The following is a 26,472-nucleotide window of genomic DNA, read 5'->3' on the forward strand; positions in this document are numbered from 1 at the left end:
GCGCCGGTCCGTCCCGCAGATCGCGTCAGCCCTCCCGGCGCCGAGGGCGCGGGTCAGTCGGCGAGCCGGCGGCTGATGACCAGGCGCTGGATCTGGTTGGTGCCCTCGAATATCTGCATGATCTTGGCCTCGCGCATATAGCGCTCGACGGGATAGTCACGGGTGTATCCGTAGCCGCCGAAGACCTGGACCGCGTCGGTGGTGACCTTCATGGCGGCGTCGGTGGCGATGAGCTTGGCCACGCTGGCCTGCCGGCTGTACGGGCGTCCCGCGTCGCGGCGGCGGGCGGCGTCGAGGTAGGTGGCGCGTGCGGAGTCGACGGCGGCGGCCATGTCCGCCAGCAGGAAGCCGAGCCCCTGGTGGTCGATGATCTTCCGGCCGAACGCGGTGCGTTCATGGGCGTAGGCGACGGCGGCGTCCAGGGCGGCCTGGGCCAGTCCGGTGGCGCAGGCGGCGATGCCGAGCCGGCCGGAGTCCAGGGCGCTGAAGGCGATCTGCAGCCCTTGCCCTTCCCGTCCGATGAGCCGGTCGGAATCGAGCAGGGCGTTGTCCCAGAAGGCGGCCGTGGTGGGGATGGCGTGCAGGCCCATCTTCTCTTCGGGCCGGCCGAAGGTGAGGCCGTCGGTGTGGCCGGGGGCGAGGAAGCAGGAGATGCCGTCGCTGCCAGGGGAGGTGCGGGCGAAGAGGGCATAGAACCCGGCTTCGCCGCCGTGGGTGATCCAGGCCTTGGCGCCGTTGATCCGGTAGCCGTCGGCGCCCTTGTCGGCCCGGCAGGTCAGAGCCGCGGCGTCCGAGCCGGCCTGCGGTTCGGAGAGGCTGTATCCGCCGATGAGTCGGCCGCTGAGGATGTCGTCCGCCCAGCGGCCGCGCTGGGCGTCGGTGCCGAAGGTGAGAAGGGGGAAGGCTGCGAGGGTGTGGACGCTCACCGCGACGGCGACGGCCGCCCAGCGCGCGGCCAGTTCCTCCAGGGCCTGGAGATAGACCTCATAGGGCTGCTCGCCCCCGCCGTACTGCTCCGGGTAGGGCAGACCCAGCAGGCCCGCTTCGCCGAGCAGGGCGAACAGGCCCTCGGGATAGGTCTCGGCGCGTTCATGTCCGTCGACGCGGGGGGAGAGTTCCTTGTCGGCGATGTCGCGGACGAGGTCCAGCAGGTCCTCGGCCTCCCGGGTGGGCAGCAGGCGGTCGACGGTCATGACGATGCTCCTGGGCGCGTACGGGTGGACGGGCGCGCTCAGGACAGCAATACGAGGCCGTGCGCCACAAGGACCTTGCGAGAAGTCGGGTCCGAGACGCAAAATATTTCCACAAGCAGGCTGTTCAGACAGTTTTGTTGCGCGTGGGGGCGCTGTTTTATCGAGCCGAAGCGGGGGCCTGGATGACCGAGATCGACGATGTGGACCGCCAGTTGCTGCGGATGCTCCGGGAGGACGGGCGGCGCACCTTCTCCGAGATGGCGCCCGCGGTCGGGCTGTCGGTGGCCGCGGTCAAGCGCCGGGTGGACCGGCTGCGGGACAGCGGTGTGATCACGGGCTTCACGGTGCAGGTCGATCACGCCAAACTGGGCCGGGGCATCGAGGCGTTCGTGGAGCTGTCGTATACGGGGACCACTCCTGTCGGGGAGATCGTCCGCACCGCGTACGAGGTGCCCGAGGTCCAGGCGGTCTTCACGATCGCGGGCGATCCCGACGCGCTGGTGCATGTCCGGGTGCGGGACATCGAGCATCTGCAGCAGGTGATCGACGGGCTGCGGCGCGCGGGGCAGGTCACCGGCACCAAGACGCTGATGGTGCTGGGCTCCTGGACGAGAGACGCCTGACAGGGGACGCCTGAGGAGTCGCGACCGGCCCCGCGGGCCGCGGAGGGGATGGCCGCAGGTCAGTCCGCGGCGGCGATGGCGCAGGCGGGATGGCCCCAGCCGTCGGGGTTCTTCTTGATGGTCTCGCCCTTCGCGTACGGGGCTCCGCAGCGGCACCGGCCGGGGAACTTCGCCGTGATGGAGCCACCCGAGCGGGCGCCGCTCCCCCGCCGCGCCGCGGTCCCCTTGCTCGCCTTGCTCGCCTGCTTGCCGCCGTTTCCGGCCGGGGCCTGGGGCTCGGGCAGGGCCGAGCCGAGGGAGCTGCCGATGGCCTGCTGGGAGCGGGCCGTGTCGCTGGCCGCCTGGTCCGCGGCCGCGTTGAACGGGTCGCCGCCCACCTGGTGGGCCGCCACGTACACGAACTCCACGTCCCGGCCGCCCAGCAGCTCGTCGATGCGCACCACGAGATCGCGGTTGGCCACCGGGCTGCCCGAGGCGGTCTTCCAGCCCTTTCTGCGCCATCCCGGCAGCCAGGTGGTGACCGCCTTCATCGCGTACTGCGAGTCCATCCGCACCTCGAGCGGCACCGCCGGGTCGGTGGCCTCCAACAGGCGCATGAGCGCGGTCAGTTCGGCCACGTTATTGGTGGCGGTGCCCAATGGCCCGGCCTCCCACCGCGCCACCGCGCCGTCGGCGCCCGCCAAGACCCATGCCCAGGCAGCGGGCCCGGGGTTGCCCTTCGACGCCCCGTCGCACGCGGCAATGATCCGTGTCGTCATCCCCCGATACTGCCACCTGCGCGGACCCCTCCCGCACCCGAGCGACCTCGGCGGGCGCTCAGCGGCTGATGTGCATCCCCGGCAGGAGCCGGTCCCGGTACTCTTCCGGTTCGCCGACCCAGCCGGCCATCAGCACCAGGCCGGAGGCCCGGTGCACGGCGAGAAAGCCGAAGGGCCGGTCGAAGTGGGCGTGGACCAGTTGCGCCCGGTGCGGGGGCGTCGACGGCACACCGCCGGGCGCCGCGGCCATCGCGGTCACCGCGGCGGCCCGGAAGCCGAGGGCGCCGAAGGTCGCCGTCGCGCTCTGCTTCGCCGCCGAGATCGCCAGCGGCGCGGCACTGATCCCCGGGAAGTGGCCTTGCGAGGCGTTCTGCGCGGAGCTGAGCCCGAACAGCGGCGCGTGGTCGAGCAGATCGTGGTCACCGTCCACGGTGAAGGGCACCGATTCGACGCGCAGCACGGGCGTCCCGTCCCAGCTCGCCACGGTCTCGACGGTCAGGCCGGGTCCGGGGGCACCGAGCGAAAGCGCCTCGCCCTCGGTCGTCGGATACGCCCCGCCGAGCGACGCCACGCCCGCCGACAGCACCTGCCCGCCCGCGTCGCCCTCCGCACCGAGGAGCAGATGTACGTCCAGGCCGCTGTCCCCCTCGACCCGCAGCACGGTCAGCGGGCCGTCGGGGGTGTGCGCGACGGCGATCTCGTCCGACAGATGGCCGGTGCGGAACAGACCGGCCAGTGTGCGCCCGGCCCAGGGGCCGTGGCGCGGGACCGTCACGGAGGGGTCGAACGGCCGTCGCCAGGTCGTCCGTACGACCAGGGCCGTGGCCAGCACCAGCAGCGTGTTCGGGTCGACCACGGGGGGCATCTTGTCGATCATGCCGTCGGTATGGCGCGCCGCCCAGGCGTTCATCCGCTCGAGGTCGGCCTCCACATCGCCGGTGAGGGCACCGTGGGTCTCCAGGGGCAGCCGGCTCAGCCACTCGGGGCGCAGCGGCAGCTCCTCACGGGTCCACAGCCCGAGGGCCGCGTCGACACCCGGCAGCTCGCCCAGCGCGGCGAGCAGATTCCGGCCCTGGGCGAGGGCGGTTTCCGCGCCGATCCCCAGGGCCTCTTCCAGCTCCCGCCGGGCCGGGCCGTCGGCGCCGTCGGCGAGCAGGGCGAGGGCCGGCCAGACGCCGGCCGCGGTGAGGACCGTGCCGCGCCCGTGCACCGCTTCCCGCGCCCAGTTCGCCGTCATCGCGTTGACGGCACGCGCCGCCGTGGCGTCCTCGGTGACCATCTTCTCCCCCGTGTCCTGCGACCACGTGTCCTGCGACCCTGTGTCCCGCGAATCACCTTAACGATCTCCAGTGCGTCAGATCACACGGGCCTCCGGAATAGGGGCGGCGGGCCTCTCGTTCTGTTGAATGTTTCATAGCTAAACATAAAGGGATCGGGCCCATGCGCATGCGATCCAGCGGGAGAAGCGGACCGGTGAACAATGACTGATGCACTCAAGCGCCTGGCCGACGAAGGCGTCGCGATCTGGCTCGACGACCTTTCGCGGGGGCGCATCGCCTCCGGCAACCTGGCCGAGCTGATCGACCGAAGCCATGTGGTCGGGGTCACCACCAATCCGTCGATCTTCCAGAAGGCGATCTCCGGCGGCGACGGCTATGAGGACCAGCTCCGCGACCTGGCCACCCGCGGGGTGACCGTGGACGAGGCCATCCGCATGGTCACCACCGCCGATGTACGGGACGCCGCGGACGTCCTGCGCCCGGTGTTCGACTCCACCGGCGGCCGGGACGGCCGGGTGTCCATCGAGGTCGACCCGCGGCTCGCCCACCGCACCGCCGCCACCGTCGCCGAGGCCAAGCAGCTCGCCTGGCTCGTCGACCGCCCCAACACCCTGATCAAGATCCCGGCCACCGAGGCCGGGCTCCCCGCGATCACCGAGGTCATCGGCGCGGGCATCAGCGTGAATGTCACGCTGATCTTCTCGCTCGACCGCTACAAGGCCGTGATCGACGCCTATCTGGCCGGTCTGGAGCAGGCCCGGGCGGCGGGCCTGGACCTGTCGGAGATCCACTCGGTGGCGTCCTTCTTCGTCTCCCGTGTGGACACCGAGATCGACAAGCGCCTCGACAAGCTCGGCACCGAGGCCGCGAGGGCCCTCAAGAGCCGGGCCGCCCTGGCCAACGCCCGCCTCGCCTACCAGGCGTACGAAGAGGCCTTCGGCGGCGAGCGGTGGCGGTCCCTGGAGGAGGCGGGCGCGAGTAGGCAGCGGCCGCTGTGGGCCTCGACCGGCGTCAAGGACCCCGCCCTCCCCGACACCCTGTACGTCACCGAACTGGTCGCCCCCGACACGGTCAACACCATGCCCGAGGCCACCCTGGCGGCCACCGCCGACCACGGCGAGATCACCGGCGACACCGTCCGCGGCAGCTACCAGGACGCCCAGGCAGTCCTCGACGAACTGGCCGCGCTGGGCGTCTCGTACGACGAGGTGGTCCGGCTGCTGGAGGACGAGGGCGTCCAGAAGTTCGAGCAGGCCTGGCTGGACCTGCTCACCTCCACCGAAGCCGAACTCCGGCGCCTGGCGCCCAAGGAGGCGTGAACAACCATGTCGGCAACCACAGCCGGCCAGTGGGTCAACCCGCTGCTCGACCCGGCGGACCGCCGCCTGCCGCGCACCGCGGGCCCCTCCGGGCTGGTCATCTTCGGCGTCACCGGCGACCTGTCGCGCAAGAAGCTGATGCCCGCCGTGTACGACCTGGCCAACCGCGGTCTGCTGCCCCCGGGCTTCTCCCTCGTGGGCTTCGCCCGCCGCGACTGGGAACACCAGGACTTCGCCCAGGTCGTCCACGACGCGGTCAGGGAACACGCCCGGACCCCGTTCCGCGAGGAGGTCTGGCGGCAGCTCGCCGAGGGCATGCGCTTCGTCCCCGGTGAGTTCGACGACGACAAGGCGTTCAAGCAGCTCCGCGAGACCGTCGACGAGCTCGACGCGGCGCGCGGCACCAGCGGCAACTTCGCCTTCTACCTCTCCGTACCGCCGAAGTTCTTCCCCACCGTCGTGCGGCAGCTCAAGCGGCACGGGCTGTCCGACGCCCCCGAGGCGTCCTGGCGGCGCGCGGTCATCGAGAAGCCCTTCGGACACGACCTGGCCTCCGCCGAGGAGCTGAACCAGGTCGTCCACGAGGTGTTCGCACCCGACCAGGTCTTCCGCATCGACCACTACCTGGGCAAGGAGACCGTCCAGAACATCCTGGCGCTGCGCTTCGCCAACCAGATGTTCGAGCCGATCTGGAACCGGTCGTATGTCGACCATGTGCAGATCACCATGGCCGAGGACATCGGCATCGGCGGGCGCGCCGGCTACTACGACGGCATCGGCGCGGCCCGGGACGTCATCCAGAACCACCTCCTCCAGCTCCTCGCGCTGACCGCGATGGAGGAGCCGGCCGGATTCGACGCCGAGTCGCTGGTCGCCGAGAAGCTGAAGGTCCTCAAGGCGGTCAAGCTCCCCGCCGACCTCGGTGCGCACTCGGTGCGCGGCCAGTACGCGGCCGGCTGGCAGGGCGGCGAGCTGGTGCGGGGCTATCTGGAGGAAGAGGGCATCGCCTCGGACTCCGGGACCGACACCTACGCGGCCCTCAAGCTGGAGGTCGACAACCGCCGCTGGGCCGGTGTGCCCTTCTATCTGCGGACCGGTAAGCGGCTCGGGCGGCGGGTGACCGAGATCGCGGTGGTCTTCCAGCGCGCCCCGCACTCCCCCTTCGACGCCACCGACACCCAGGAGCTGGGGCAGAACGCCCTGGTCATCCGGGTGCAGCCGGACGAGGGCATCACGGTCAGGTTCGGCTCCAAGGTGCCCGGCACCTCCATGGAGATCCGGGACGTGACGATGGACTTCGCGTACGGCGAGTCGTTCACGGAGGAGAGCCCGGAGGCGTACGAGCGGCTGATCCTCGACGTCCTGCTCGGCGACGCCAACCTGTTCCCGCGCACGGAGGAGGTCGAGGAGTCCTGGAAGATCCTCGATCCCGTGGAGGACTACTGGGACACCCACGGCCGGCCCGAGCAGTACACCGCCGGCACCTGGGGCCCCAAGGCCGCGGACGACATGCTCGCACGAGACGGACGGAACTGGCGGCGGCCATGAACATCGATCTGACCAACACCACATCGAGCAAGATCAACGCGGCCCTGGTGGAGGCCCGCCGGGCGGCGGGCAGCCCCGCCGTCGGCATGGTGCTCACCCTGGTCGTCGTCACCGACGAGGGCAACCACTACGACGCGCTCAAGGCCGCCGCCGACGCCTCCCGGGAACACCCCTCGCGGATCCTGGCGGTCATCAAGCGGCCCGGCCGCTCCCCGCGTGAGCGGCGCACCGCCCGCCTCGACGCCGAGGTGCGCGTCGGCGGCGACGCCGGGGGCGGCGAGACCGTCGTGCTGCGGCTGCACGGCGAACTCGCGGACTACGCGGACTCGGTGGTGCTGCCGCTGCTGCTGCCGGACGCCCCGGTCGTGGTCTGGTGGCCGGTCGACGCCCCGGCCCGGCCCGCGCAGGACCCGCTGGGCGCGCTCGCACAGCGACGGATCACCGACGCGTACGCCGTCGAGGAGCCGCTGGAGCAGCTGGCCGCCCGCGCCGCCTCGTACGCGCCCGGCGACACCGACCTGGCCTGGACCCGGCTCACCCCGTGGCGGGCCATGCTCGCGGCGGCGCTGGACCAGGCCCGTACGGAGGTCATCTCGGCGGTGGTGGAGAGCGAGGCGGACAACCCGAGCGCCGAGCTGCTGGCCCGCTGGTTCGCCAACCGGTTGAAGGTGCCCGTGGAGCAGGTGGTCACCGACGGCCCGGTGGTCACCGGGGTCCGGCTGCGCACCGCTGCCGGGGACATCCACATCGACCGGCCGGACGGCCCGGTGGCCACGCTGTCCATTCCGGGTCAGCCCGACCGTACCCTCGCGCTGAAGGTGCGCAGCACGGCCGAGCTGATCGCCGAGGAGCTGCGCCGGCTCGACCCCGACGAGGCGTACGCCGCCGCCCTGCGCGCCCGGGTCACCGCCCCGGCGCCGGCGCCCGCACCGGCTCCCGCCGCTTCCGAGGAGAAGGAGCAGAAGGATGTCTGACCCCGCCCGTCTCGACCGGCTTCCCGAGTGGGCCGCGCTCGCGGGGCACCGCGAGCAGCTCGCGGGAGTCCATCTGCGCGATCTGTTCGCCGCCGACGCCGGGCGCGCCGACCGCTATGTGGTGCGGGTCGGGGATCTGCATATCGACTACTCCAAGCACCTGGTGACCGACGACACGCTGCGGCTGCTGAGGGAGCTGGCGAAGCCGCGCGGCGTCGCTGACCTGCGGGACGCGATGTTCCGTGGCGAGAAGATCAATGTCACCGAGAAGCGGGCGGTGCTGCACACCGCGCTGCGCGCCCCGCGCGACGCGGTGATCGAGGTCGACGGCGAGAACGTGGTCCCGGCCGTGCACGCGGTGCTGGACAAGATGGCGGCCTTCGCACGGCGGGTCCGCTCGGGCGAGTGGACCGGCGCCACCGGCAAGCGCATCCGGACCGTCGTGAACATCGGCATCGGCGGCTCGGACCTGGGCCCCGCGATGGCGTACGAGGCGCTGCGCCCGTACAGCGCGCGGGAGTTGGACGTCCGCTTCGTGTCCAATGTGGACGGCGCCGATCTGCACGAGGCCGTACGGGACCTGGACCCGGCCGAGACGTTGTTCATCGTCGCGTCGAAGACCTTCACCACGATCGAGACCATCACCAACGCCACCTCCGCACGCGGCTGGCTGCTGGCCGGTCTCGGCGCCGACGCCGGCGAGGAGGCGGTGGCCAGTCACTTCGTGGCGCTGTCCACCAACGCGGAGAAGGTGGCGGAGTTCGGCATCGACCCGGCCAACATGTTCGAGTTCTGGGACTGGGTCGGCGGGCGCTACTCGTTCGACTCCGCCATCGGCCTGTCGCTGATGATCGCCATCGGCCCGGAGCGGTTCCGCGAGCTGCTGGACGGCTTCCATCTGGTCGACGAGCACTTCCGCACCGCCCCCGCGGAGGCCAACGCGCCGCTGCTGCTGGGGCTGCTGGGCGTGTGGTACGGCGGGTTCTTCGACGCCCAGGCGCATGCGGTGCTGCCGTACAGCCACTATCTGTCGAAGTTCACCGCGTATCTGCAGCAGCTGGACATGGAGTCCAACGGCAAGTCGGTGGACCGCGAGGGCAATCCGGTCGACTGGCAGACCGGCCCGGTGGTCTGGGGCACCCCCGGCACCAACGGCCAGCACGCCTACTACCAGTTGCTCCACCAGGGCACCAAGCTCATCCCGGCCGATCTGATCGGCTTCGCCCGGCCGGTGGCGGAGCTCGGCCCCGAACTGGCCGCCCAGCACGATCTGCTGATGGCCAATCTCTTCGCCCAGGGCCAGGCGCTGGCGTTCGGCAAGACGGCGGAGGAGGTGCGCGCCGAGGGCATCGCCGAGGAGCAGGTCGCGCACCGCACCTTCCGCGGCAACAAGCCCACCACCACGATCCTGGCCGCCGAGCTGACCCCCTCGGTGCTGGGTCAGCTGATCGCGCTGTACGAGCACAAGGTGTTCGTCCAGGGCGCGATCTGGAACATCGACTCGTTCGACCAGTGGGGCGTGGAGCTCGGCAAGGTCCTGGCCAAGCGGGTCGAGCCGGCGCTCACCGAGGGCGCCGCCGTACCGGGTCTGGACGCCTCCACCACCGCCCTGGTCGCCGCCTACCGCTCGCTGCGCCACGAACAGCAAAGGAAGATCTGAGATGCAGCTTGGACTCATCGGCCTGGGCAAGATGGGCGGCAATATGCGCGAGCGCATCCGCCGCGCGGGCCACACCGTCATCGGCTATGACCGCGACCCCGGCCTCTCCGACGTCGCCGGCCTCGCCGAGCTCGTCGGCGCGCTCGACAAGCCGCGCGTGGTGTGGGTCATGGTCCCCGCCGGCGGCCCCACCCAGGCCGTCATCGACGAACTGGCCGGCCTTCTCTCCCCCGGCGACATCGTGGTCGACGGCGGCAACTCCCGCTGGACCGACGACGAGAAGCACGCGGAGCAGCTGGCCGCGCGCGGCATAGGCTTCGTCGACGTCGGAGTATCCGGCGGCGTCTGGGGCCTGCAGAACGGTTACGCCCTGATGGTGGGCGGCGACCCCGAGCACATCGCCGTCGTCAAGCCCGTCTTCGACGCGCTCAAGCCCGAGGGCGACTTCGGCTACGTCCACGCCGGGAAGGTCGGCGCCGGGCATTTCGCGAAGATGGTCCACAACGGTATCGAGTACGCGATGATGCAGGCCTACGCCGAGGGCTGGGAGCTGCTGGAGGCCGTGGACTCGGTCACCGATGTCCGTGAGGTCTTCCGCTCCTGGCGCGAGGGCACTGTCATCCGTTCCTGGCTGCTGGACCTCGCGGTGGGCGCCCTGGACGACGACGAGCACCTGGAGAAGCTGCGGGGCTACGCGGAGGACTCCGGCGAGGGCCGCTGGACCGTCGAGGCGGCCATCGACAACGCCGTGCCGCTGCCCGCCATCACGGCCTCGCTCTTCGCCCGGTTCGCGTCCCGCCAGGACGACTCCCCGCAGATGAAGATGATCGCCGCACTGCGCAACCAGTTCGGCGGCCACGCGGTCGAGGCCAGCGAGGGCTGAGCCCGTCCCGGTCCCGGTCCGCCACGGCGGGCCGGGACCTCCACTCAGAGGTGGAAGCGCGGGCGCCGGTCCTCGGGCACCAGGGCGATGTACTCGGGGTGCTTGCCGATCCAGCCCCGTACGAAGGTGCAGTACGGCAGCACCGCGAGGCTTTGCTCCCGCGCCGAGTCGAGCGCCGCGTGCACCAGCCGCCCGCCGAGGCCCCTGCCCTCGAAGCGGGGGTCGATCTCGGTGTGAGTGAACGCGATCCGGTCGTCGGAGCGCTCATACGCCGCGAAGCCCGCGAGCTCCCCGCTCTCGCCGTCGAAGATCTCAAAGCGCGACTGCCCCGGGTTGTCCGTGACGCGTGGTTCCACTGTTCCTCCTGCGGTACGGGTTCCTCCTGCGGTACGGGTGATCGGACCGTACACAGGTACGGTCCGACTCTCACCGTAAGGCCGAGGGCGGCCGGTGCGCGTGAGGGAGGCTAGCGCACGAGGCAGGGGCGCTTGTTGTCGAACGTCCAGTCCGGGACGAGGTACCGCATCGCGGCCGCGTCGTCGCGGGCCCCGAGCGCCTTCTCCTGGTAGAGCTCGTGGGCGGCGAGGAGCCGGTCCATGTCGAGCCGGACGCCGAGGCCGGGGAGGTCGGAGATGGCGACCCGGCCATCGGCGATCCGGGGCGGCTCGACGGTGAGCCGTTCCAGCCCTTCCTGCCAGATCCAGTGCGTGTCCAGGGCGTTGTACTCACCCGGCGCGGCCGCACCGCAGTGGGCCACCATCGCCAGGGAGATGTCGAAGTGGTTGTTCGAGTGGCAGCCCCAGGTCAGCCCCATCTCATGGCACAGCTGGGCGACCCGTACCGAGCCCTGCATGGTCCAGAAGTGCGGATCGGCCAGCGGGATGGACACGGACTGCAGCGCCAGGGTGTGGGTCATCTGCCGCCAGTCGGTAGCGATCATGTTCGTCGCCGTGGGGAGGCCGGTGGCGCGGCGGAACTCCGCCAGGATCTCGCGGCCCGAGTAGCCCCCCTCGGCTCCGCACGGGTCCTCGGCGTAGGCGAGGGTGCCCAGCAGGGGCCGGCACAGCTCGATGGCCTCGCGCAGTGACCAGGCGCCGTTGGGGTCGAGGGTGATCCGGGCCTCGGGGAAGCGCTCCTTGAGCGCCCGGATGGCCCTGACCTCCTCATGGCCCTCCAGGACCCCGCCCTTGAGCTTGAAGTCGCGGAAGCCGTACAGGTCGTAGGTGGCCTCGGCCTGCCGGACGATCGCCTCGGGGGTCAGGGCCTCCTCGTGCCGGATGCGGTACCACTCCTCGTCGGCGTCCGGCTCGCGGACGTACTCCAGGTCGGTGCGGTCGGGGTCGCCGACGTAGAACAGATAGCCGAGGACCCGGACGGAGTCACGCTGCTGTCCGTCGCCCAGGAGCGCCGCGACGGGGACGTCGAGGTGCTGTCCCAGCAGGTCGAGCAGCGCCGATTCGACCGCGGTGACGGCGTGGACGGTGGTGCGCAGATCGAAGGTCTGCAGCCCCCGCCCTCCGGAGTCGCGGTCGGCGAACGTGGCCCCGATCTCGCGCAGCACGCGCTTGTAGTCGCCCACGCGCGCGCCGACGACGAGGGAGGCGGCGTCCCGCAGCGTCTGTGTGATCTTCTCGCCGCCCGGCACCTCGCCCAGGCCCGTGCGCCCTTCGGAGTCCTCGAGGACGACCACGTTGCGGGTGAAGTAGGGGCCGTGCGCCCCGGAGAGGTTGAGCTCCATGCAGTCCCGGCCGGCGACCGGGTAGACGGAGAAGGCGGTGATGGTTGGCTGGCTCATGGACGGGTTCCTTGCCTCCGAAATAGCTTCACGCATGCGCACGACATCTACATATGAAGATGGAGGCTAGGCTCGCGAACGCGATGGGTCAATGGGTCCACGCTCATGGATTACGAGCGCTCATGGATTACGGACGGTCACGGATGACGATCAGTCGCGCCGCTCACGAGGAGGGGGGCCGGCCCGGCAAGATGATCATGGTCCGGGGCCCACGGAGGGTGATGTGCTGTTTGTAGCGGAGCGCGTCTTCCTCCAGCCGCGCCCCGGGGAGCCGGGAGACCAGTGTCTCCAGGGCTGTGGTGGCCTCCAGCCGGGCCAGCGGCGCACCCAGGCAGAAGTGCGGGCCGGCGCCGAAGGCCAGGTGCTGGTCGGCTCCGCGGTGGATGTCGAAGCGGTCCGGGTCCGGGAACACCTCCGGATCACGGCCCGCCGCCCCCAGCTGGAAGCACACCTCGCTCCCCGCGGGCAGATCGACATCACCGATGCGCATGGGTTCCAGCAGGAATCTGTTGGTGAGCTGGACCGGGGGGTCGTAGCGCAGCGTCTCCTCGACGGCCGCCGCGGCGAGGGCGGGGTCCGCCCGCACCTCGGCCATCTGCTCGGGGTCGCGCAGCAGGGCCAGATAGCAGTGGGCGATGAGGCTCACCGTCGTCTCGTAGCCGGCCGTCAGGAGCAGCGTGCAGGTGGAGACCAGTTCGTCGGTGGTGAGCTGGTCGCCCTGGTGCTCCAGATGTACGAGCTCGGAGAGCAGGCCCGGGCGCGGGGCACGGCGGCACTCCTCGAACCAGGCGTGGAAGTAGCGGTTGAACTCGGTCGCGGTGGCCCGCACCAGCCGGTCGTTGTCCGGGTCCGCGGACTGCTGGGGCGGCGGGTCGAACGCCACCCGGGTCAGCCGGTCCACCCAGTCCTGGATCTTCTCCCGGTCCTCGGCGGGCACGCCCAGCAGTTCGCCGATGACGCGGGACGGCAGGGGGTGGGCGAATCGCGAGATCAGATCGAACCGGTCCGGTCCGGCGAGGTCCGCGGCCAGTTCCTCGGCGATCTGCCGGATGCGCGGTGCCAGGGCGGTCACCGCCTTGCGGGTGAAGGCCCGGGACACCAGCCGGCGCAGTCGGGTGTGGTCGGGGGGATCCATCGACAGGAAGGACGGTACGACCGGGCGGCGGCTGATGACGTCCGCGCCCCGGCTGATCCGGTCCGCGCTGAGCCGGGGGTCGTGCAGCAGCCTGGCGCAGTCGCGGTGCCGTGCGACCACGACGCCCCTCCCGCCCGCGAAGCGGAACGGCGAGGCTTCCCGTATCCGGTGCAGCACCGGATACGGGTCCGGCCGGTTCGACGGGTGGTACAGCTCGTCGAGCAGGTCCGCGTCCGGTGTGCCCGGCATGGCGAAGTCACCTCTCTCAGGTATCCGGAAGGGCCGCCCGCCCACCGCCCGCGCTGTCGACACCGCCCGCACCTTCCACTCCTTCCATGTCTCCCGGGCCCGCCATGCCGTCCAGCGAGGCATAGAAGTCGCGGAGGGCGCTGTTCACCGGCTCCGGGGTGGCGTAGGGAAGGAAGTGTTCACCGCCCGGGACGACCTTGAAGTCGCAGTGCGGGCCGATGAGCCCGGCCATACGGCGGGCCTGGTCGACGGTCAGCAGTCGGTCCCGGTCGCCGCAGAGGGCGAGGGTGGGTACGGCGATCTCGCCCTCGGCGGGCCGGTGTTCGATGAGGTTCGGCAGCACGCTGTGTTTGAACAGCCGCAGGAACCCGGGGATGGCTCGCGCTTCCCGGCGGACCCAGCCCGCGGGGGTGCGCTCGCCGCTGAGGTAGTAGCCGAGCAGCAGATTCAGGAGCAGCGGCGGGATGAGGCGTTCGCCGGGGTTGCGGTAGGCGGCGTTGGCCAGATACCGCACCGGCGCGGGGAAGGTGTAGCGGTCGGCCAGGCCGACCAGGCACAGGGAACGGCAGCGGTCCGGGCGGGACTTGGCCAGGTGGTAGGCCGCGGACCCGGTGTCGCTCCAGGCGTACACATGGGCGCTGTCGATCTCCAAGGCGTCCAGCACCAGCTGGACTTCCTCGGCCCGGTCGGCCACCGCCACCCGTGAGGTGCGGCTCAGTCTCGGCTCGTAGACGATGAACTCATGGTCGCACGCGAGGGCCTGAATCTGCCTCGCGTAGACGAAGTTGGTCTCGGCGACCATCGGGAGGCAGATGACCGGGGTCCCCGAGCCGATGCGGGCGCAGGGCACTTGGGAGCCGCCGGACAGACGCAGCGGCCGCATCAACCGCTTCAGGGCCTCCCGGTCGGACACCGCCTCCTGGCTGATGTCCACCGCGCGGCGTGGCGTGGGCATGGCCGCCCCTCAGGTCTCGATGGCGGCGGCGCCGCAGGCGAAGCCGACGCCGAAGGTGGTGAGCAGGGCCTTGGTGCCGGGGGGCATTCTGCCTTCGTGCCGGGCCAGGGAGAGGTTGACCAGCAGGCTGGCCGGGCCCATGTTGCCGAGGTGGCTGACGGGGGTGGGGACGGCGGAGGCCGGGAAGCCCAGCTCGCGGGAGACCATCGTCAGCAGCCGGACGTTGGGCTGGTGGGCGAGCACGAGATCGACGTCCTGCGGCTGCCAGCCCGCTTCCTTCATGGTGGCGCGGATGACTCCGGGGACGGTGCTCTTGCCGAACCGGGCCAGCGCCATGCCCTGCATGGTGTAGTAGCCGACCTCGAGTCTCACCGCGGAGTCCTCCGGGTGTTTGGCGTGGATCGGCGCCACGCCCAGTTGCCACTGGTCGGAGTGGGTTTCCCAGTGGATGGCGCGGATCGCCAGGGGCGTGCCCTGGGTGGATTCCGCCGAGAGGATCGCGGCCCCGGCGCCGGCCCCGAACAGCCCTGCGGTGCCGAGGTCGTTGGGGTCGACGGCCCACAGGAAGTCCGCGGCGGCGGACAGGATGACGCGGCGGCAGCGGCCCATGGCGAGCAGGGTCTCGGCGATCTCGAGGGCGGCCACCGGCTCGGCGCAGGCGCCGTCGATGCCCAGCACTCGGACGCGCTTGAGGCCCAGGTGGCCACTGAGGACGGCGCCCGCGGAGGGGGTCAGATGGGTGGGGCCGTTCTGGATGTGCAGGAGTACGGTTTCGTGCCCGATGTCGTCCGGGCCAAGCCGCGCTTCCTTCAGCGCCGTGGTGACGGCCTCGCCGGCGAGGGTCACCACGGTCTCGTGGGCGTCGGTGGCGCGTCTTTCGACGATCCCGGTGCGCCGCTGGAACCAGTCCTGCGGCAGCCCGAGAGACGTGGCCACATCGGCGTTGCGTATGATCCGCGAGCCGATGGCGTGTCCGGTCCCCGACAGCTCCAGTGCAGTCTTCATTCCATGCCCCTCCGCGTGGATGGCCATGTGCATGCCAAACCTTCCCGCTCCGGTGCGGACCATGCGGCCTCAACGCATCTTTCACGCCCCGCGACAACACTGGGAACGGTCGCCCACGGGGGGAACGACCACCGCGTCGGCGCGGGCTCCACGGGGGTGGGCCCGCGTCGGAGCGAACGCCGGCGTCATACGGGGCACAGCCGCTCCCCCGGCGGTGCGCCGATGTCCGCGCAGATGCGCTCGGCCTCCGCGCGGTGCCGGTGGGCGTCCTGCGGTCGGCCCTCGGCCGGCGCGTCGCCCAGTATCCGCAGGGCGCGGGCCGCGCCGAGGCGGTATCCGATGTCCCGGTGGATCGCGAGGGCGCCCTCCGCGAACCGCCGCGCCTCGTCGGGCGCGCCGCCGCCCAGATGCAGGGCGCCGAGCACGGTCAGCGCCTCGCCCTCGTGGAGCCGGAAGCCGGACTCGACGGCGATCCGGGCCGCCGCCTCGGCCTCGGCGCGGGCCTCGTCGTCACGCCCCAGCTCGCGGTGGACGGCCGCCAGCCCCGTGTGCGCCGCCGCCTGCTCCCTTCGGCAGCCGGTGCGCAGCGCCTCCTCCAGCGCTCCGCGGTGGTGGTCCTCCGCCGCCGGGAGGTCGCCGAGCCGGCGCACCACCGTGGCGAGGACATTGCGCACCTCGGCCTCGAAGGTGCTGCGCTTGGTCCGCTGGATGATGTGCAGCGCCTGCTCCGCGTACTCCAGGGCCTGCTGATAGTCGCCGGTGTCCCGGCAGAGGGCCGCGAACTCGGCCAGCGCGGTCTCCCGGGCGTAGGAGAACCGCGGCCAGGTGCCCGTGACGTCCACGGTCTCCATCAGGTGCGCTCGGGCCTCACCGGCCCTTCCCCGGACGCGGTGGACCAGCCCGAGGCCGCGCAGCGCGAGGGTCGTGGCGAGGAAGCTGCCGGTCTCCCGGTCGAGGCTGAGGGCCGCGCCGAACCTCTCACGGGCCTCGTCGAACCGGCCCCGGTCGGCCTGCACATAGCCCAGGTAGGCCAGCGGGGATGCCTGGGGGCGCTTCCCTCCGCCCTCGATCACCCCGCCTTCGATCACCCGCACCGCCCGGGTCAGGGAGCGCTCGCTGTGGTCGAGGCGGCCCAGCTCACGCTGGGCGGCGCCGAGGATGGTCAGGGCGATACAGCATTCGCTGGCGATCCCGCTCTCCTCGTAGCCGATCTCCTCGTACAGGGCCACGGCCGCGCTGCCGTGGTCGACGGCCTCCGCGAAGTCGGCCTCCTCCCAGCGGAGATTGCCCAGGCTGTCATGCATGGCCGCCCTGCCGTAACGGCTGCCGCCCCGCTCCGCGGCGCGCAGTCCCGCCCGCGCGGCCCGCGCCCAGTCCGGGCGCTCCCCGCTGAGCATCAGATGGCCGTGCAGGGCGTCGGCGAGCTGCCAGGTGAAGGTGGACGGGCCGAACTCGACGGCGTGGTCCATGGCCGACAGCAGATTGCTGCGCTCGGCGCCCAGCCATGTCATGGTCTCGTGCAGATCGGCGAATTCGACCGGGCGCACCACGGGGTCGCTCAGCACGTCCTCGTCGGGGACGAAGCCGGAGTAGAACTGCCCGAACAGCCGGCGCCCCGCCCTGGCGGTGGTGGACAGGTACCACACCAGCAGCCTGCGCAGGGCGGCGTCCCGGTCCTCGGCGCCGTCCTCCTGGTCGGCCCGGTCGCGGGCGTAGACCCGCAACAGGTCGTGCTGGCGGTAGCGGCCCGGCTGATGGGCCGAGACGAGGTGGCGCGCGGCCAGATGGTCGAGCAGCCGCTCGGCCTCCTTCTCCTCGGCGCCGATCAGCGCGCCGGCGGCCGCGGCGGTCACATCCGGGCCGGGCACCAGGCCGAGCAGACGGAACAGTCTGCGCTCGGCCTCGGGGAGCGCGGTGTACGACAGGTCGAAGGCGCCCTGCACCGCCGGGCGCCGCTCCCCCGCGATGTTCAGCGCGGCCAGGCGGTTGCCCTCCCGCAACTCCCGCGTCAGGCCGGCGATCCGCCGGTGCCGGCTGCCGATGAGGTTGGCCGCGCAGACCCGCAGGGCCAGCGGCAGATAGCCGCACAGCCCGACCAGTTCGGCGGCCGCCTCGGGCTCGGCCCGCACCCGTTCCTCGCCCACCGTGCGGGTCAGCAGGGTGATGGCCTCCTCCTCGCTGAAGACGTCGAGGTCCACGTGCTGGGCGTCGTGGAAGGCGGTCAGTCCGCGCAGGTCGTTGCGGCTGGTGACGACCACCAGACAGGTCGGGGAGCCCGGCAGCAGCGGTCGCACCTGCTCCAGCTCGGCCGCGTTGTCCAGCAGCACCAGCATGCGCTTGCCGGCCAGCAGCGAACGGTACAGCGCGCCCTTCGCGTCGCAGTCCTCCGGGACGCGGACGGCGGCCACGCCCAGCGCCCGCAGGAAGTGGCTCAGCGCGTCGTCGGCGGTGACCGGCGATCCGGAGGCATAGCCGCGCAGGTTCACATAGAGCTGGCCGTCCGGGAACCGCCCGGCCACCCGGTGCATCCAGTGCACCGCCAGCGTGGTCTTGCCGACGCCCGCCGTACCGGTGACCGAGGAGATCACCAGGGTCTGGGCCGGATCCGGGTCCCCCGCGGGCAACGTCGCGTCCAGCAGCCGCAGATACGCCGCGCGGCCGGTGAAGCTGGCCACGTCCGCCGGGATCTGCCTCGGCACGGGCATGGCCGCAGCGGGCTCCGCACGTCGCTCGATACCCGGGTCGGCCAGCAGGACCCGCTGGTGCAGATCGCGCAGCGACCGCCCCGGCTCCACCCCCAGCTCCTCGTCGAGGATCCGGTAGATCTCACGGTACGCGGCAAGCGCCTCGGCCTGTCTGCCCGACCGGTAGAGCGCGAGGATCAGCTGGGACCACAGCCGCTCCCGCATCCGGTGCTCACCGATCAGCACCGTGAGCTCGCCGATCGCCTCGTCGTGCCGGCCCAGCGTCAGAAGCGCGTCGATCCGCTCCTCCTTGGCCGTCAGCCGCAGCTCCTCCAGGCGCGTCGCCTCCGGTCTGGCGAAGTCCTGCTCGCTCACCTCACCCAGCGCCGTGCCGTCCCACAGGGCGAGCGCCCGGTCCAGCTCCGCCAGGGCCCGGTGCGCGTCCCCGTGGGCCATGGCGCGCCGCGCGTCCCGGGTGAGACCGACGAACCGCGTCGCGTCGAGCTGGCCGTCGCCCAGGCGTAACGCATAGCTCGCCTCGCTTCTGCCGCCCGCGCTGACCAGCACCTCGAAGCCGAGCCCCGCCCGCCGCGTCGGCTCCAGCAGCCGCCGCAGATTCAGCACATGGGTGCGCAAGGTCGCGGCGGCACCTTCCGGCGTCTCGCCCGTCCACATCATCTCGATGAGCCGGCTCTTGCTGACGGCCTGTCCGCCCGCCAGCACCAACGCGGCCAGCAGCACGCGCTGTTGCGGGCCGAGCCCGATTCTGCGCCCGTCCGCCTCCAGGGAGACCGGGCCCAGAATGCGCACCCGCACCGCCCCGTCCGGCGCCGAGCGCGCCCCTGCCCCAGCAGCCGCGTTCACCATTCCCCCTATGCTCGCAGACCCGGTGTCATATGAGCCGCCCCCCGCAAGCCGCCCGTGATTCACGTTAGTTCACGGGGCTGACATCGCCCGCCCCGCCGCGCCCGGACGGCCGTGGGCAGGCTTCGACGGCCGTGGGGAAGCTCCGGCGGCCGTGGGGAGCGGCATCCTCAGAATCCGCTCAAATCTTCCACATAAGACGAACGTGAGACCGAGGCGTTCGTAGGGTCAAGATCATGACCAAGAGCCGTAGCCGTAGCCACACCCTGCACATCCCGGACTCGTCCAAGTCCGCGGCGGGGGCCGCCCTGGACGCGGTCACCGAACTCGGCGACGCCGTGCCCGACACCGGCGTCGACCTGTATCTGGAGTACGGCGCCAAGCAGTTGCGCAACCATCTGCCCGCGCGGATCCTGGACGCGCTCGCGCAGTGGCGGCACTCCCCCACCGCATGGCTCACCCTGGCCAATCTGCCCGGCCCCCACGAACCCGTGCCCACACCCCGGGAGGGCTTCTGCGACGAATCGCTCCTGAGGACGCCCAACCTGGTGCACTTCGGCATCCTGCGCCTGCTCGGGCTCACGCCGATCGCCTACCCGTGGGAGAACGACGGCCGCCTGATCAGAAACGTGGCGCCGCGCACGGCATCGGCCCGCACCCTCACCTCCTGGGGCTACGCACAGCCGCTGGACTGGCACACCGACGACTCGGTACTCGACCACCGGCCGGACGCGCACCCCGCCAAGGCCATCCCCCACTACCTGTCCTTCATCGGCATGCGCAACGACGAGCAGGTGCCCACGGATCTGCTGCCCGTCGACACCCTCCTCGAGACGCTGCCGGCCCGGACGGCCGAGGCGCTGCGGCGCCCCGACTTCACGGTGACCGCGCCCGAGTCGTACACCACCGACGACGACGGCAGGCCGCTGAGCCGCAGCGGTGTCCCCATGCTCTGGACCCTCCCGGACGGCAGCCCCGCCCTGCGCTACGGCCCCGGCAGGCTCACCGGCCTCACCGACGAGGCGCACGAGGCGCTGGCGGACCTCGAGCACCACGCGGCCGCCCTGCCGGGGACCCCGGTGCTGGTCGAGGAGGGCGGGTTCCACATCTTCGACAACCGCCGCGTGCTGCACCGCCGGGTGCCGTTCCAGCCGCTCCCCGAGGACCGGGCCCGCTGGCTGCGGCGCTGCTACGCCTACCGGCCGACGGCCGGGCTCGCACCGGTCGGCTGAGACCGCGCTGCCTCGCCCCGACGCCGTCTCCCGGCAGCCACACGCGGTGAGAGCCATGTCCGATTCCCGCCAGCACCCCACCGCTCCCCTGCCGCACAGTAGAGGGGTGATGACCGACGACAGCAAGTACGAGGCGGTGTGCAGCCGCGACTCCCGGTTCGACGGCGAGTTCTTCCTCGCCGTCTCCACGACCGGCATCTACTGCCGGCCGAGCTGCCCCGCGAACACGCCCAAGCGCAAGAACGTCCGCTTCTTCACGACCGCGGCCGCGGCCCAGGGCGCCGGCTTCCGGGCCTGCCGTCGCTGCCGCCCGGACGCGGTGCCCGGGTCCGCGGAGTGGAACACCCGGGCCGATGTGGTCGGCCGGGCGATGCGGCTGATCGGCGACGGCGTCGTCGACCGCGAAGGGGTGGCCGGGCTCGCCGGGCGGCTGGGCTACAGCTCCCGGCAGGTGCAGCGCCAGCTCAACGCCGAGCTGGGCGCGGGCCCGCTCGCGCTCGCGCGGGCCCAGCGCGGTCACACCGCGCGGATCCTGCTCCAGACCACCTCCATGCAGGCCGCCGAGATCGCCTTCGCGGCCGGGTTCGCCAGTGTGCGGCAGTTCAACGACACCATCCGCGAGATCTACGCCGCCACGCCCAGCGAGCTGCGCGCCGCCCGCCCCGGGCAGGGCGCGCGCTTCGGTCCGGTCGGCTCCCAGGACGGCGCGGCCGGGATACCGCTGCGGCTCGCCTTCCGCGGTCCGTACGCCTCCGCCGAGGTCTTCGACTACCTGGGCGCCCGCGCCCTCGCGGGCGTCGAGGAGATCACCGGCGAGCGCGGCGCCCGCGTCTACCGGCGCGCCCTGCGGCTGCCGAACGGCGCCGGGATCGCGGAGGTCGGCGAGGCACCCGGCGTGGGCGGCTGGCTGGAGTGCCGGCTGCACCTGGGCGATCTACGCGATCTGACCACCGCCACCCAGCGGGTGCGCCGCCTGTTCGACCTGGACGCCGACCCGTACGCGGTCGGCGAGCGGCTGGGCGCGGACCCCGCGCTCGCCCCGCTGGTCGCCCTGCGGCCGGGGCTCCGCGCGCCCGGCGCGGCCGATCCGCATGAGCTGGCGGTCCGCGCGGTGCTGGGCCAGCAGGTCTCGGTGGCCGCCGGCCGCAGGCTCGGCGAGGCGCTGCTCGCGGCGTACGGCGAGCCGCTGCGCACGCCGAGCGGCGGGCTGACCCGGCTCTTCCCGAGCGCGGAGCGGCTGGCCGAGGCGGCGCTGGGCGAGCTCGGGATGCCGGACTCGCGCCGCGACACCGTGCGCGCCGTCAGCGCGGCGCTCGCCGACGGCGCGGTCCGCCTCGACCTCGGCGCCGACCGGGACGAGGCCGAAAAGGCGCTCCTGGGCCTGCGCGGCGTCGGCCCCTGGACGGCCGGTTACATCCGTATGCGGGCGCTGAGCGACCCGGACGTGCTGCTGACCGCGGATGTGGCCGTACGGGCCGGAATGCGGGCGACCGGCGCCGCGGCGGTCGACTCCGAGGGCTGGCGGCCCTGGCGCAGCTACGCCATGCACCACTTCTGGAACGCCGCCAAGGACCGCGGCGACTTCACCAAACGCGATACGCACAAGACGTACGGCAAGCACGACGAGCACAACGAACACGAACACGGAAGGAAAGACCGATGACGGTCTACACGACGGTCGACAGCCCGCTGGGCGAACTGCTGCTGGTGGGCGAGGAGTCGAAGACCGCCAAGGGCGGCACCGCGCTCGCCTCCCTGTCCGTGCCCGGCCAGAAGGGCGGCGCGGTCGTCCAGGACGGCTGGCGGCGGTCCCCGGAGGCGTTCGCCGAGATCGTCTCCCAGCTGCGCGCGTACTTCGACGGCGGCCGGACCCGGTTCGACATCGAGTACGTGACCCGAGGCACCGCATTCCAGCAGCGGGTGTGGCAGGCCCTGGACGCCGTCCCGTACGGCACCACGACCACCTACGGCCGGCTCGCCGAGCAGATCGGGGCCCCGCGCTCGGCGGTGCGCGCCCTGGGCACGGCGCTCGGCGCGAACCCGGTGCTGGTGGTGCGCCCCTGCCACCGCGTGATCGGCGCGAACGGCTCGCTGACCGGCTACGCCGGCGGACTGGAGCGCAAGCAGCAGTTGCTGGCCCACGAGGCCGCATGAGCGTGTCCTGGCGCGCTGCGCGGGCTGGACTGAGGAGCCGCGCAGCGACGAAGGAAGCCCGCGCGTGGAAGCGCGCCAGGACTGAGCGGGAGGGAGGGGCATGAACGCTTTGATCCCACGCCCCCGCAGGGAGGTCGCACCGGGCGCGGTGCATGTGCCCGACTGGCTCACGCCGGAACAGCAGCGTGAGCTGGTCGCGGCCTGCCGGGCCTGGGCCCAGGGGCCCGTCCCGATCCGGCGCACCAGGCTGCCCAGCGGAGGCGTCATGTCCGTACAGACCGTGTGCGTCGGCTGGCACTGGCTGCCGTACCGGTACAGCCGTACCGCCGACGATGTGAATGGCGCCCGGGCCGCGGAATTCCCCGGCTGGATGGTGGGGCTGGGCCGCCGCGCGCTGACGGAGGCGTACCCGAACCAGGGGGAGGAGATGGCCGCGGCCGACTACACCCCCGATACGGCGCTGATCAACTTCTATGACGGCCAGGCCAAACTCGGTATGCACCAGGACAAGGACGAGAAGTCCTCCGCCCCGGTCGTCTCGCTGAGCATCGGCGACACCTGTGTCTTCCGGGTCGGCAACATCGCGACCCGCACCAAGCCGTACACGGACATCGAGCTGGCGTCCGGCGATCTGTTCGTCTTCGGCGGCCCCTCGCGGTACATGTATCACGGGGTGCCCAAGGTCCACGAGGGCACCGGCGACCCGGCCACCGGGCTGCGTACCGGGCGGCTGAACATCACCATGCGGGTGACCGGGTTGCGCGACGCGCCGTGACGGCCCGGGCGGGGTGGTTAGGGTGTTGATCGCACTGTCACGGAAAGGTGGTTGCCGTCATGGGCATCGTGGACATCGAGGCGATCGAGTCGGCCGCGGAACTGATCGCCGGACATGTCGTACGCACCCCGACCGTGCCGAGCCCGGGCCTCACCGGTCTGCTCGGTGCGCCGGTCACCGCCAAGCTGGAGTTGCTGCAGCGCACCGGGTCCTTCAAGGCGCGCGGGGCGACGGCGAAGCTCCTGTCGCTGAGCGAGGCCGACCGCGCGGCGGGGGTGGTGGCGGTGAGCGGTGGCAACCACGGGATCGCGGTCGCGGTCATGGCCGGCGCCCTGCATGTGAAGGCGACCGTCGTGATGCCGCGGTCGGCCCCCGCACGCGCCGTCCGGATCGCGGAGGAGGCGGGGGCCGTGGTGCGGCTGACGGACGACATGGGCGGCGCGTTCGCGTTGATGTCGCAGCTGCAGGCCGAGGGCCTGACGCTGGTGCACCCCTACGACGACCCCGTGGTGGTCGCCGCGCAGGGCACCGTCGGCCTTGAACTGGCCGACGACGCCGGCGACGCCGACGAGCTGACCGATGTGCTGGTCAGCATCGGCGGCGGCGGGCTGATCGCCGGGGTCGCGGCGGCGCTGCGCGCGCGGCGGCCCGGAGTGCGGATCTGGGGGGTGGAGACACAAGGGGCCGAGGCCATGTCCCAGGCGCTGGCCGCGGGCGGCCCGATGCCGGTCGCGCTCTCCTCGATCATCTCCACGCTCAGCGCGCCCTCCGTCTCCCAGCTCACCTACGACCATGTGTCCGCGTTGGTCACCGAGGTCCTGGTGGTGTCGGACGCGGAGGCGGTGCAGGGCACGCTCGACCTCGCCGAGCACGCGAAGGTCTGGGCCGAGCCCGCGGCCGGCTGCCTCCTCCCGGCCGCGCGGCGGGTGTTGGAGCGGGTGGGCGACGGCGCCCGGCTGGGGCTGGTGGTCTGCGGCGGCAATGTGACGACGTGGGACGTCATGTCCTGGGCGGACCGCTTCGGCCTGCGCTGAACCGGTCGGCGGCCTGGCCCACATGCTGGACAGCGAGCGCCCAACCCCGCTGAGGCGGCACCTGGACTGACGGCTCTTCGGACTGGCCAACCGCCCACACTTCTATGGATTCCGCGATTGGCCCGCGCTTCCCGCCCTATATTGCAGTCAAACTTGACCCACGAACAGGTGGTTCTTGTCGCTAAGTCCTGGACCGGACCAATATGCCCCTGTTGGTCTTGAGGCCCAGGCGGCATCGTACAGGGGGACTGGGATGACCACCGATGTGACCTCACACCAGACCGCGCGGCCGGATCGCTATGACGCGATCATCGTCGGCAGCGGTATCGGCGGCCTGGTGTGCGGCGGTTATCTCGCCGCCGACGGCCGCCGGGTGCTGGTCCTGGAACAGCACGACGTGGCGGGCGGAAACGCACATGTCTTCCGCAGACGGCGCAGATACGAGTTCGACGTCGGCACGCACTATCTGGGCGACTGCGGGGCGGACGGGATCATTCCGGCCATCCTCTCCGGACTCGGCGTCGGCGACCGGGTGCGCTTCCGGCCGATGGACAACGAGCGCGGCTTCGACCGGGTGATCACCCCCACCACCACACTGGACGTCCCCTCGGGTTGGGACAACTACCGCGACAGGCTCAAGCGCGCGCTGCCCGGCGAGGCCGCCGGGATCGACACGTTCATCGATCTCTCCAAGAGCACGACCGCGCTGAGTCGGGCGGGTGTGCTCGGCGAGCCCGTCGTGGACCGCTACCGCGCCAACCCCGAGATGACGTACTGGAGTCGGCGGTCCCTCGGCAAGGTCTTCGACCACTGCGGATTCTCCCCCAAGGCCAGGACCCTGCTGGCCGCACAGTACGGAAACTACGGGGCGCTGCCCGACGACGTCGGCTTCGCCGTGCACGCCGGGCTGATGGACCACTACATGCGCGGCGCCTACTACCCCGAGGGCGGCGGCCAGGTGCTGGTGGCCACCCTGGTCGAGGCGCTGGAGGGGCACGGCGGGGAGCTGCGTACCCGGACCGCGGTGGCTCGTATCCTCATCGAGAACGACACGGCGGTGGGGGTCGAACTGACCGGCGGGGAGCGCATCTTGGCGCCCGTGGTGATCTCCAACGCCGACTACCGCCGGACCGTCCTCGATCTGTGCGGCGGGGAGGCGGCCTTCCCCGCCCATCTGGTCAGACAGACCCGGGAAGCGACCATGCGGTGTCCGCTGACCGCGCTGTACGTCGCGCTGGACACCGAGCTGCCCGACATCCCCAACGCCAACATCTGGTGGCACAACAGCGACGATCTGGAGCGGGCGCACGCGAGGATGATCGAGGAACAGATGAGGGAGGTTCCTCAGCTGATCTTCTCCTTCGCCTCGGTCAAGGACGCCGGCGCGCCCAATGTGTGCCCGCCGGGCCACAGCAACTTCCAGATCATGACGGTCTGCCCGCCCGGCCCTGAGTTCTGGGGTGTGGGCAAGGGCCCGGCCGATGGCGAGCGCTACCGTCGCAACACCGCCTATCTGGCGCGGAAGAAGCAGCTCACCGACACGATGCTGGCCACCGCCGAGCAGGTCATCGGCCCCTTCCGGGACCGCATCACCCATCTGGAGACCGCCACTCCGCTGACCAACGAGCGATACATCCTGGCCAGCGGGGGCACCCCGTACGGCATTGGCAACTGGGGCGGCGTGGGCAAGCGCCCCGATGTGCGCACCGGTATCGAAGGGCTGTATGTGGTCGGTCAGTCCACCCGCTACGGCAGCGGGGTGGGCGGCACCGCCACCGGCGGCATGGTATGTGCCTCCCAAGTACTGGACCGCCCGCTGCTGGGAGAGGTGCACCAGGGCGCCGTCGTGGGAGACCCGTCGCGGCTCCCCGACCGCGGGCCGGACTGGGATCCGCTCAGGGTCTCCCGCGGCCGGGCCCGGCAGACCGCGAAGGGCCTGGCCCGCATCGGCTGACGGCCCGCCGCCGAGGGCTCATCGCCGCGCCTTCCCGGCCCGCTCCTCCAGGAGCCTGGGCGGTGCGGCCTGCTGCCAGGAGTCCACGAGGATGTCGCGCAGTTCGTCCTTGTCGTCCAGCGCGGCGAGCCGCACCCGCACCCAGGCGAAGCTCGCCTCGTGGGAGGCGATCCAGAACTTCTCCGGCTCGGCGAGGACCAGCTCGTCGCGCTCCTCCTTGGGGCATCTGACGGCCATCGAGGTCTCGTCCTCGGGGAGCGTGGCGAACATCTTCCCGGCGACTCGGAACGTGGGCATGGACCAGGCGGTCTTCTCCGTCGTCTCGGGGAGCGACAGCGCGATTGCACGGACATCGTCGGACGTGGTCATGGGACGACCGTAAGGCACGCCACCGACAC

Annotated in this window: 22 protein-coding genes; 12 read left to right on the forward strand and 10 right to left on the reverse strand. The window is 71.8% G+C overall.

The window, feature by feature from the left end; genetic code table 11:
• Positions 1 to 53: 53 nt before the first annotated feature.
• Complete coding sequence (locus ACFV2X_RS16075) at positions 54 to 1,193, reverse strand: acyl-CoA dehydrogenase family protein (protein WP_385616552.1); 1,140 nt, start codon at positions 1,191 to 1,193, stop codon at positions 54 to 56.
• Between the two features lie 182 nt (positions 1,194 to 1,375).
• Between ACFV2X_RS16075 and ACFV2X_RS16080 the strand changes: the two genes are divergently transcribed.
• Positions 1,376 to 1,816, forward strand: a complete 441-nt coding sequence (locus tag ACFV2X_RS16080; RefSeq protein WP_385616554.1) for an Lrp/AsnC family transcriptional regulator — start codon at positions 1,376 to 1,378, stop codon at positions 1,814 to 1,816.
• 59 nt (positions 1,817 to 1,875) lie between these two features.
• Here the strand turns inward: ACFV2X_RS16080 and ACFV2X_RS16085 are convergent, their stop codons facing one another.
• Together ACFV2X_RS16085 and ACFV2X_RS16090 are read right to left on the reverse strand one after the other, a co-directional pair.
• A complete protein-coding gene (locus ACFV2X_RS16085; protein WP_385616556.1) occupies positions 1,876 to 2,574 on the reverse strand; it encodes a ribonuclease H in 699 nt (232 codons plus the stop codon).
• Positions 2,575 to 2,632: 58 nt separating this feature from the next.
• Positions 2,633 to 3,853, reverse strand: a complete 1,221-nt coding sequence (locus ACFV2X_RS16090) for a serpin family protein (RefSeq protein ID WP_385616558.1) — start codon at positions 3,851 to 3,853, stop codon at positions 2,633 to 2,635.
• Positions 3,854 to 4,054: 201 nt separating this feature from the next.
• Between ACFV2X_RS16090 and tal the strand changes: the two genes are divergently transcribed.
• From tal to gnd, 5 genes are read left to right on the forward strand one after another with little or no spacing between them, the layout of a single operon-like run.
• Complete coding sequence (gene tal, locus ACFV2X_RS16095; RefSeq protein WP_385616560.1) at positions 4,055 to 5,173, forward strand: transaldolase; 1,119 nt, start codon at positions 4,055 to 4,057, stop codon at positions 5,171 to 5,173.
• Positions 5,174 to 5,179: 6 nt separating this feature from the next.
• Complete coding sequence (gene zwf, locus ACFV2X_RS16100) at positions 5,180 to 6,721, forward strand: glucose-6-phosphate dehydrogenase (RefSeq protein WP_385616562.1); 1,542 nt, start codon at positions 5,180 to 5,182, stop codon at positions 6,719 to 6,721.
• Positions 6,718 to 7,695, forward strand: coding sequence for a glucose-6-phosphate dehydrogenase assembly protein OpcA (opcA, locus tag ACFV2X_RS16105; RefSeq protein ID WP_385616564.1), 978 nt, complete (start codon positions 6,718 to 6,720; stop codon positions 7,693 to 7,695). The genes zwf and opcA overlap by 4 nt, the downstream gene beginning before the upstream one ends.
• A complete protein-coding gene (gene pgi, locus ACFV2X_RS16110; RefSeq protein WP_385616566.1) occupies positions 7,688 to 9,355 on the forward strand; it encodes a glucose-6-phosphate isomerase in 1,668 nt (555 codons plus the stop codon). The genes opcA and pgi overlap by 8 nt, the downstream gene beginning before the upstream one ends.
• Before the next feature lies 1 nt (position 9,356).
• Positions 9,357 to 10,238, forward strand: a complete 882-nt coding sequence (gene gnd / locus ACFV2X_RS16115; RefSeq protein WP_385616568.1) for a phosphogluconate dehydrogenase (NAD(+)-dependent, decarboxylating) — start codon at positions 9,357 to 9,359, stop codon at positions 10,236 to 10,238.
• A gap of 44 nt (positions 10,239 to 10,282) precedes the next feature.
• Here the strand turns inward: gnd and ACFV2X_RS16120 are convergent, their stop codons facing one another.
• The 6 genes from ACFV2X_RS16120 to ACFV2X_RS16145 form a co-directional block, all read right to left on the reverse strand.
• A complete protein-coding gene (locus ACFV2X_RS16120; RefSeq protein ID WP_385616570.1) occupies positions 10,283 to 10,594 on the reverse strand; it encodes a GNAT family N-acetyltransferase in 312 nt (103 codons plus the stop codon).
• Between the two features lie 110 nt (positions 10,595 to 10,704).
• Positions 10,705 to 12,033, reverse strand: coding sequence for an enolase C-terminal domain-like protein (locus ACFV2X_RS16125; RefSeq protein ID WP_385616572.1), 1,329 nt, complete (start codon positions 12,031 to 12,033; stop codon positions 10,705 to 10,707).
• Between the two features lie 163 nt (positions 12,034 to 12,196).
• A complete protein-coding gene (locus ACFV2X_RS16130) occupies positions 12,197 to 13,417 on the reverse strand; it encodes a cytochrome P450 (protein WP_385616574.1) in 1,221 nt (406 codons plus the stop codon).
• Between the two features lie 16 nt (positions 13,418 to 13,433).
• Entirely contained in the window at positions 13,434 to 14,372 is a 939-nt protein-coding gene (locus tag ACFV2X_RS16135) for an alpha/beta fold hydrolase (RefSeq protein WP_385616576.1), read from the reverse strand.
• Between the two features lie 9 nt (positions 14,373 to 14,381).
• On the reverse strand, positions 14,382 to 15,377 hold the full coding sequence (locus ACFV2X_RS16140; RefSeq protein WP_385616578.1) for a 3-oxoacyl-ACP synthase III family protein: 996 nt from the start codon (positions 15,375 to 15,377) through the stop codon (positions 14,382 to 14,384).
• Between the two features lie 185 nt (positions 15,378 to 15,562).
• Positions 15,563 to 18,928, reverse strand: a complete 3,366-nt coding sequence (locus ACFV2X_RS16145; protein ID WP_385616580.1) for a BTAD domain-containing putative transcriptional regulator — start codon at positions 18,926 to 18,928, stop codon at positions 15,563 to 15,565.
• A 233-nt stretch (positions 18,929 to 19,161) separates the two neighbouring features.
• Between ACFV2X_RS16145 and ACFV2X_RS16150 the strand changes: the two genes are divergently transcribed.
• The 6 genes from ACFV2X_RS16150 (at position 19,162) to ACFV2X_RS16175 (ending at position 26,074) form a co-directional block, all read left to right on the forward strand.
• Positions 19,162 to 20,157 (forward strand): TauD/TfdA family dioxygenase, encoded by a 996-nt coding sequence (locus ACFV2X_RS16150; protein WP_385616582.1) that lies wholly within the window; start codon positions 19,162 to 19,164, stop codon positions 20,155 to 20,157.
• A gap of 109 nt (positions 20,158 to 20,266) precedes the next feature.
• Positions 20,267 to 21,820: an AlkA N-terminal domain-containing protein gene (locus ACFV2X_RS16155; RefSeq protein WP_385616738.1), complete on the forward strand. Its 1,554-nt coding sequence runs from the start codon at positions 20,267 to 20,269 to the stop codon at positions 21,818 to 21,820.
• A complete protein-coding gene (locus tag ACFV2X_RS16160; protein ID WP_385616584.1) occupies positions 21,817 to 22,311 on the forward strand; it encodes a methylated-DNA--[protein]-cysteine S-methyltransferase in 495 nt (164 codons plus the stop codon). The genes ACFV2X_RS16155 and ACFV2X_RS16160 overlap by 4 nt, the downstream gene beginning before the upstream one ends.
• Positions 22,312 to 22,411: 100 nt before the next feature.
• The gene (locus ACFV2X_RS16165; RefSeq protein ID WP_385616586.1) at positions 22,412 to 23,086 is read left to right on the forward strand and encodes an alpha-ketoglutarate-dependent dioxygenase AlkB family protein; all 675 of its coding nucleotides are present in this window, start codon (positions 22,412 to 22,414) and stop codon (positions 23,084 to 23,086) included.
• A 59-nt stretch (positions 23,087 to 23,145) separates the two neighbouring features.
• The gene (locus tag ACFV2X_RS16170; protein WP_385616588.1) at positions 23,146 to 24,120 is read left to right on the forward strand and encodes a threonine/serine dehydratase; all 975 of its coding nucleotides are present in this window, start codon (positions 23,146 to 23,148) and stop codon (positions 24,118 to 24,120) included.
• A 253-nt stretch (positions 24,121 to 24,373) separates the two neighbouring features.
• The gene (locus tag ACFV2X_RS16175; RefSeq protein WP_385616590.1) at positions 24,374 to 26,074 is read left to right on the forward strand and encodes a phytoene desaturase family protein; all 1,701 of its coding nucleotides are present in this window, start codon (positions 24,374 to 24,376) and stop codon (positions 26,072 to 26,074) included.
• 18 nt (positions 26,075 to 26,092) lie between these two features.
• Here the strand turns inward: ACFV2X_RS16175 and ACFV2X_RS16180 are convergent, their stop codons facing one another.
• A complete protein-coding gene (locus tag ACFV2X_RS16180; protein ID WP_385616592.1) occupies positions 26,093 to 26,443 on the reverse strand; it encodes an MmcQ/YjbR family DNA-binding protein in 351 nt (116 codons plus the stop codon).
• Positions 26,444 to 26,472 lie beyond the last annotated feature (29 nt).

This window comes from Streptomyces sp. NPDC059679, assembly GCF_042734105.1.
Lineage (GTDB): Bacteria > Actinomycetota > Actinomycetes > Streptomycetales > Streptomycetaceae > Streptomyces.

Bases quoted from the DNA above. Each gene is read 5' to 3' on its own strand.
- ACFV2X_RS16075 (WP_385616552.1), bottom strand. From the start codon at position 1,193: ATGACCGTCGACCGCCTGCTGCCCACCCGGGAGGCCGAGGACCTGCTG.
- ACFV2X_RS16080 (WP_385616554.1), top strand. From the start codon at position 1,376: ATGACCGAGATCGACGATGTGGACCGCCAGTTGCTGCGGATGCTCCGG.
- ACFV2X_RS16085 (WP_385616556.1), bottom strand. From the start codon at position 2,574: ATGACGACACGGATCATTGCCGCGTGCGACGGGGCGTCGAAGGGCAAC.
- ACFV2X_RS16090 (WP_385616558.1), bottom strand. From the start codon at position 3,853: ATGGTCACCGAGGACGCCACGGCGGCGCGTGCCGTCAACGCGATGACG.
- tal (WP_385616560.1), top strand. From the start codon at position 4,055: ATGACTGATGCACTCAAGCGCCTGGCCGACGAAGGCGTCGCGATCTGG.
- zwf (WP_385616562.1), top strand. From the start codon at position 5,180: ATGTCGGCAACCACAGCCGGCCAGTGGGTCAACCCGCTGCTCGACCCG.
- opcA (WP_385616564.1), top strand. From the start codon at position 6,718: ATGAACATCGATCTGACCAACACCACATCGAGCAAGATCAACGCGGCC.
- pgi (WP_385616566.1), top strand. From the start codon at position 7,688: ATGTCTGACCCCGCCCGTCTCGACCGGCTTCCCGAGTGGGCCGCGCTC.
- gnd (WP_385616568.1), top strand. From the start codon at position 9,357: ATGCAGCTTGGACTCATCGGCCTGGGCAAGATGGGCGGCAATATGCGC.
- ACFV2X_RS16125 (WP_385616572.1), bottom strand. From the start codon at position 12,033: ATGAGCCAGCCAACCATCACCGCCTTCTCCGTCTACCCGGTCGCCGGC.
- ACFV2X_RS16130 (WP_385616574.1), bottom strand. From the start codon at position 13,417: ATGCCGGGCACACCGGACGCGGACCTGCTCGACGAGCTGTACCACCCG.
- ACFV2X_RS16135 (WP_385616576.1), bottom strand. From the start codon at position 14,372: ATGCCCACGCCACGCCGCGCGGTGGACATCAGCCAGGAGGCGGTGTCC.
- ACFV2X_RS16140 (WP_385616578.1), bottom strand. From the start codon at position 15,377: ATGAAGACTGCACTGGAGCTGTCGGGGACCGGACACGCCATCGGCTCG.
- ACFV2X_RS16145 (WP_385616580.1), bottom strand. From the start codon at position 18,928: ATGGTGAACGCGGCTGCTGGGGCAGGGGCGCGCTCGGCGCCGGACGGG.
- ACFV2X_RS16150 (WP_385616582.1), top strand. From the start codon at position 19,162: ATGACCAAGAGCCGTAGCCGTAGCCACACCCTGCACATCCCGGACTCG.
- ACFV2X_RS16155 (WP_385616738.1), top strand. From the start codon at position 20,267: ATGACCGACGACAGCAAGTACGAGGCGGTGTGCAGCCGCGACTCCCGG.
- ACFV2X_RS16160 (WP_385616584.1), top strand. From the start codon at position 21,817: ATGACGGTCTACACGACGGTCGACAGCCCGCTGGGCGAACTGCTGCTG.
- ACFV2X_RS16165 (WP_385616586.1), top strand. From the start codon at position 22,412: ATGAACGCTTTGATCCCACGCCCCCGCAGGGAGGTCGCACCGGGCGCG.
- ACFV2X_RS16170 (WP_385616588.1), top strand. From the start codon at position 23,146: ATGGGCATCGTGGACATCGAGGCGATCGAGTCGGCCGCGGAACTGATC.
- ACFV2X_RS16175 (WP_385616590.1), top strand. From the start codon at position 24,374: ATGACCACCGATGTGACCTCACACCAGACCGCGCGGCCGGATCGCTAT.
- ACFV2X_RS16180 (WP_385616592.1), bottom strand. From the start codon at position 26,443: ATGACCACGTCCGACGATGTCCGTGCAATCGCGCTGTCGCTCCCCGAG.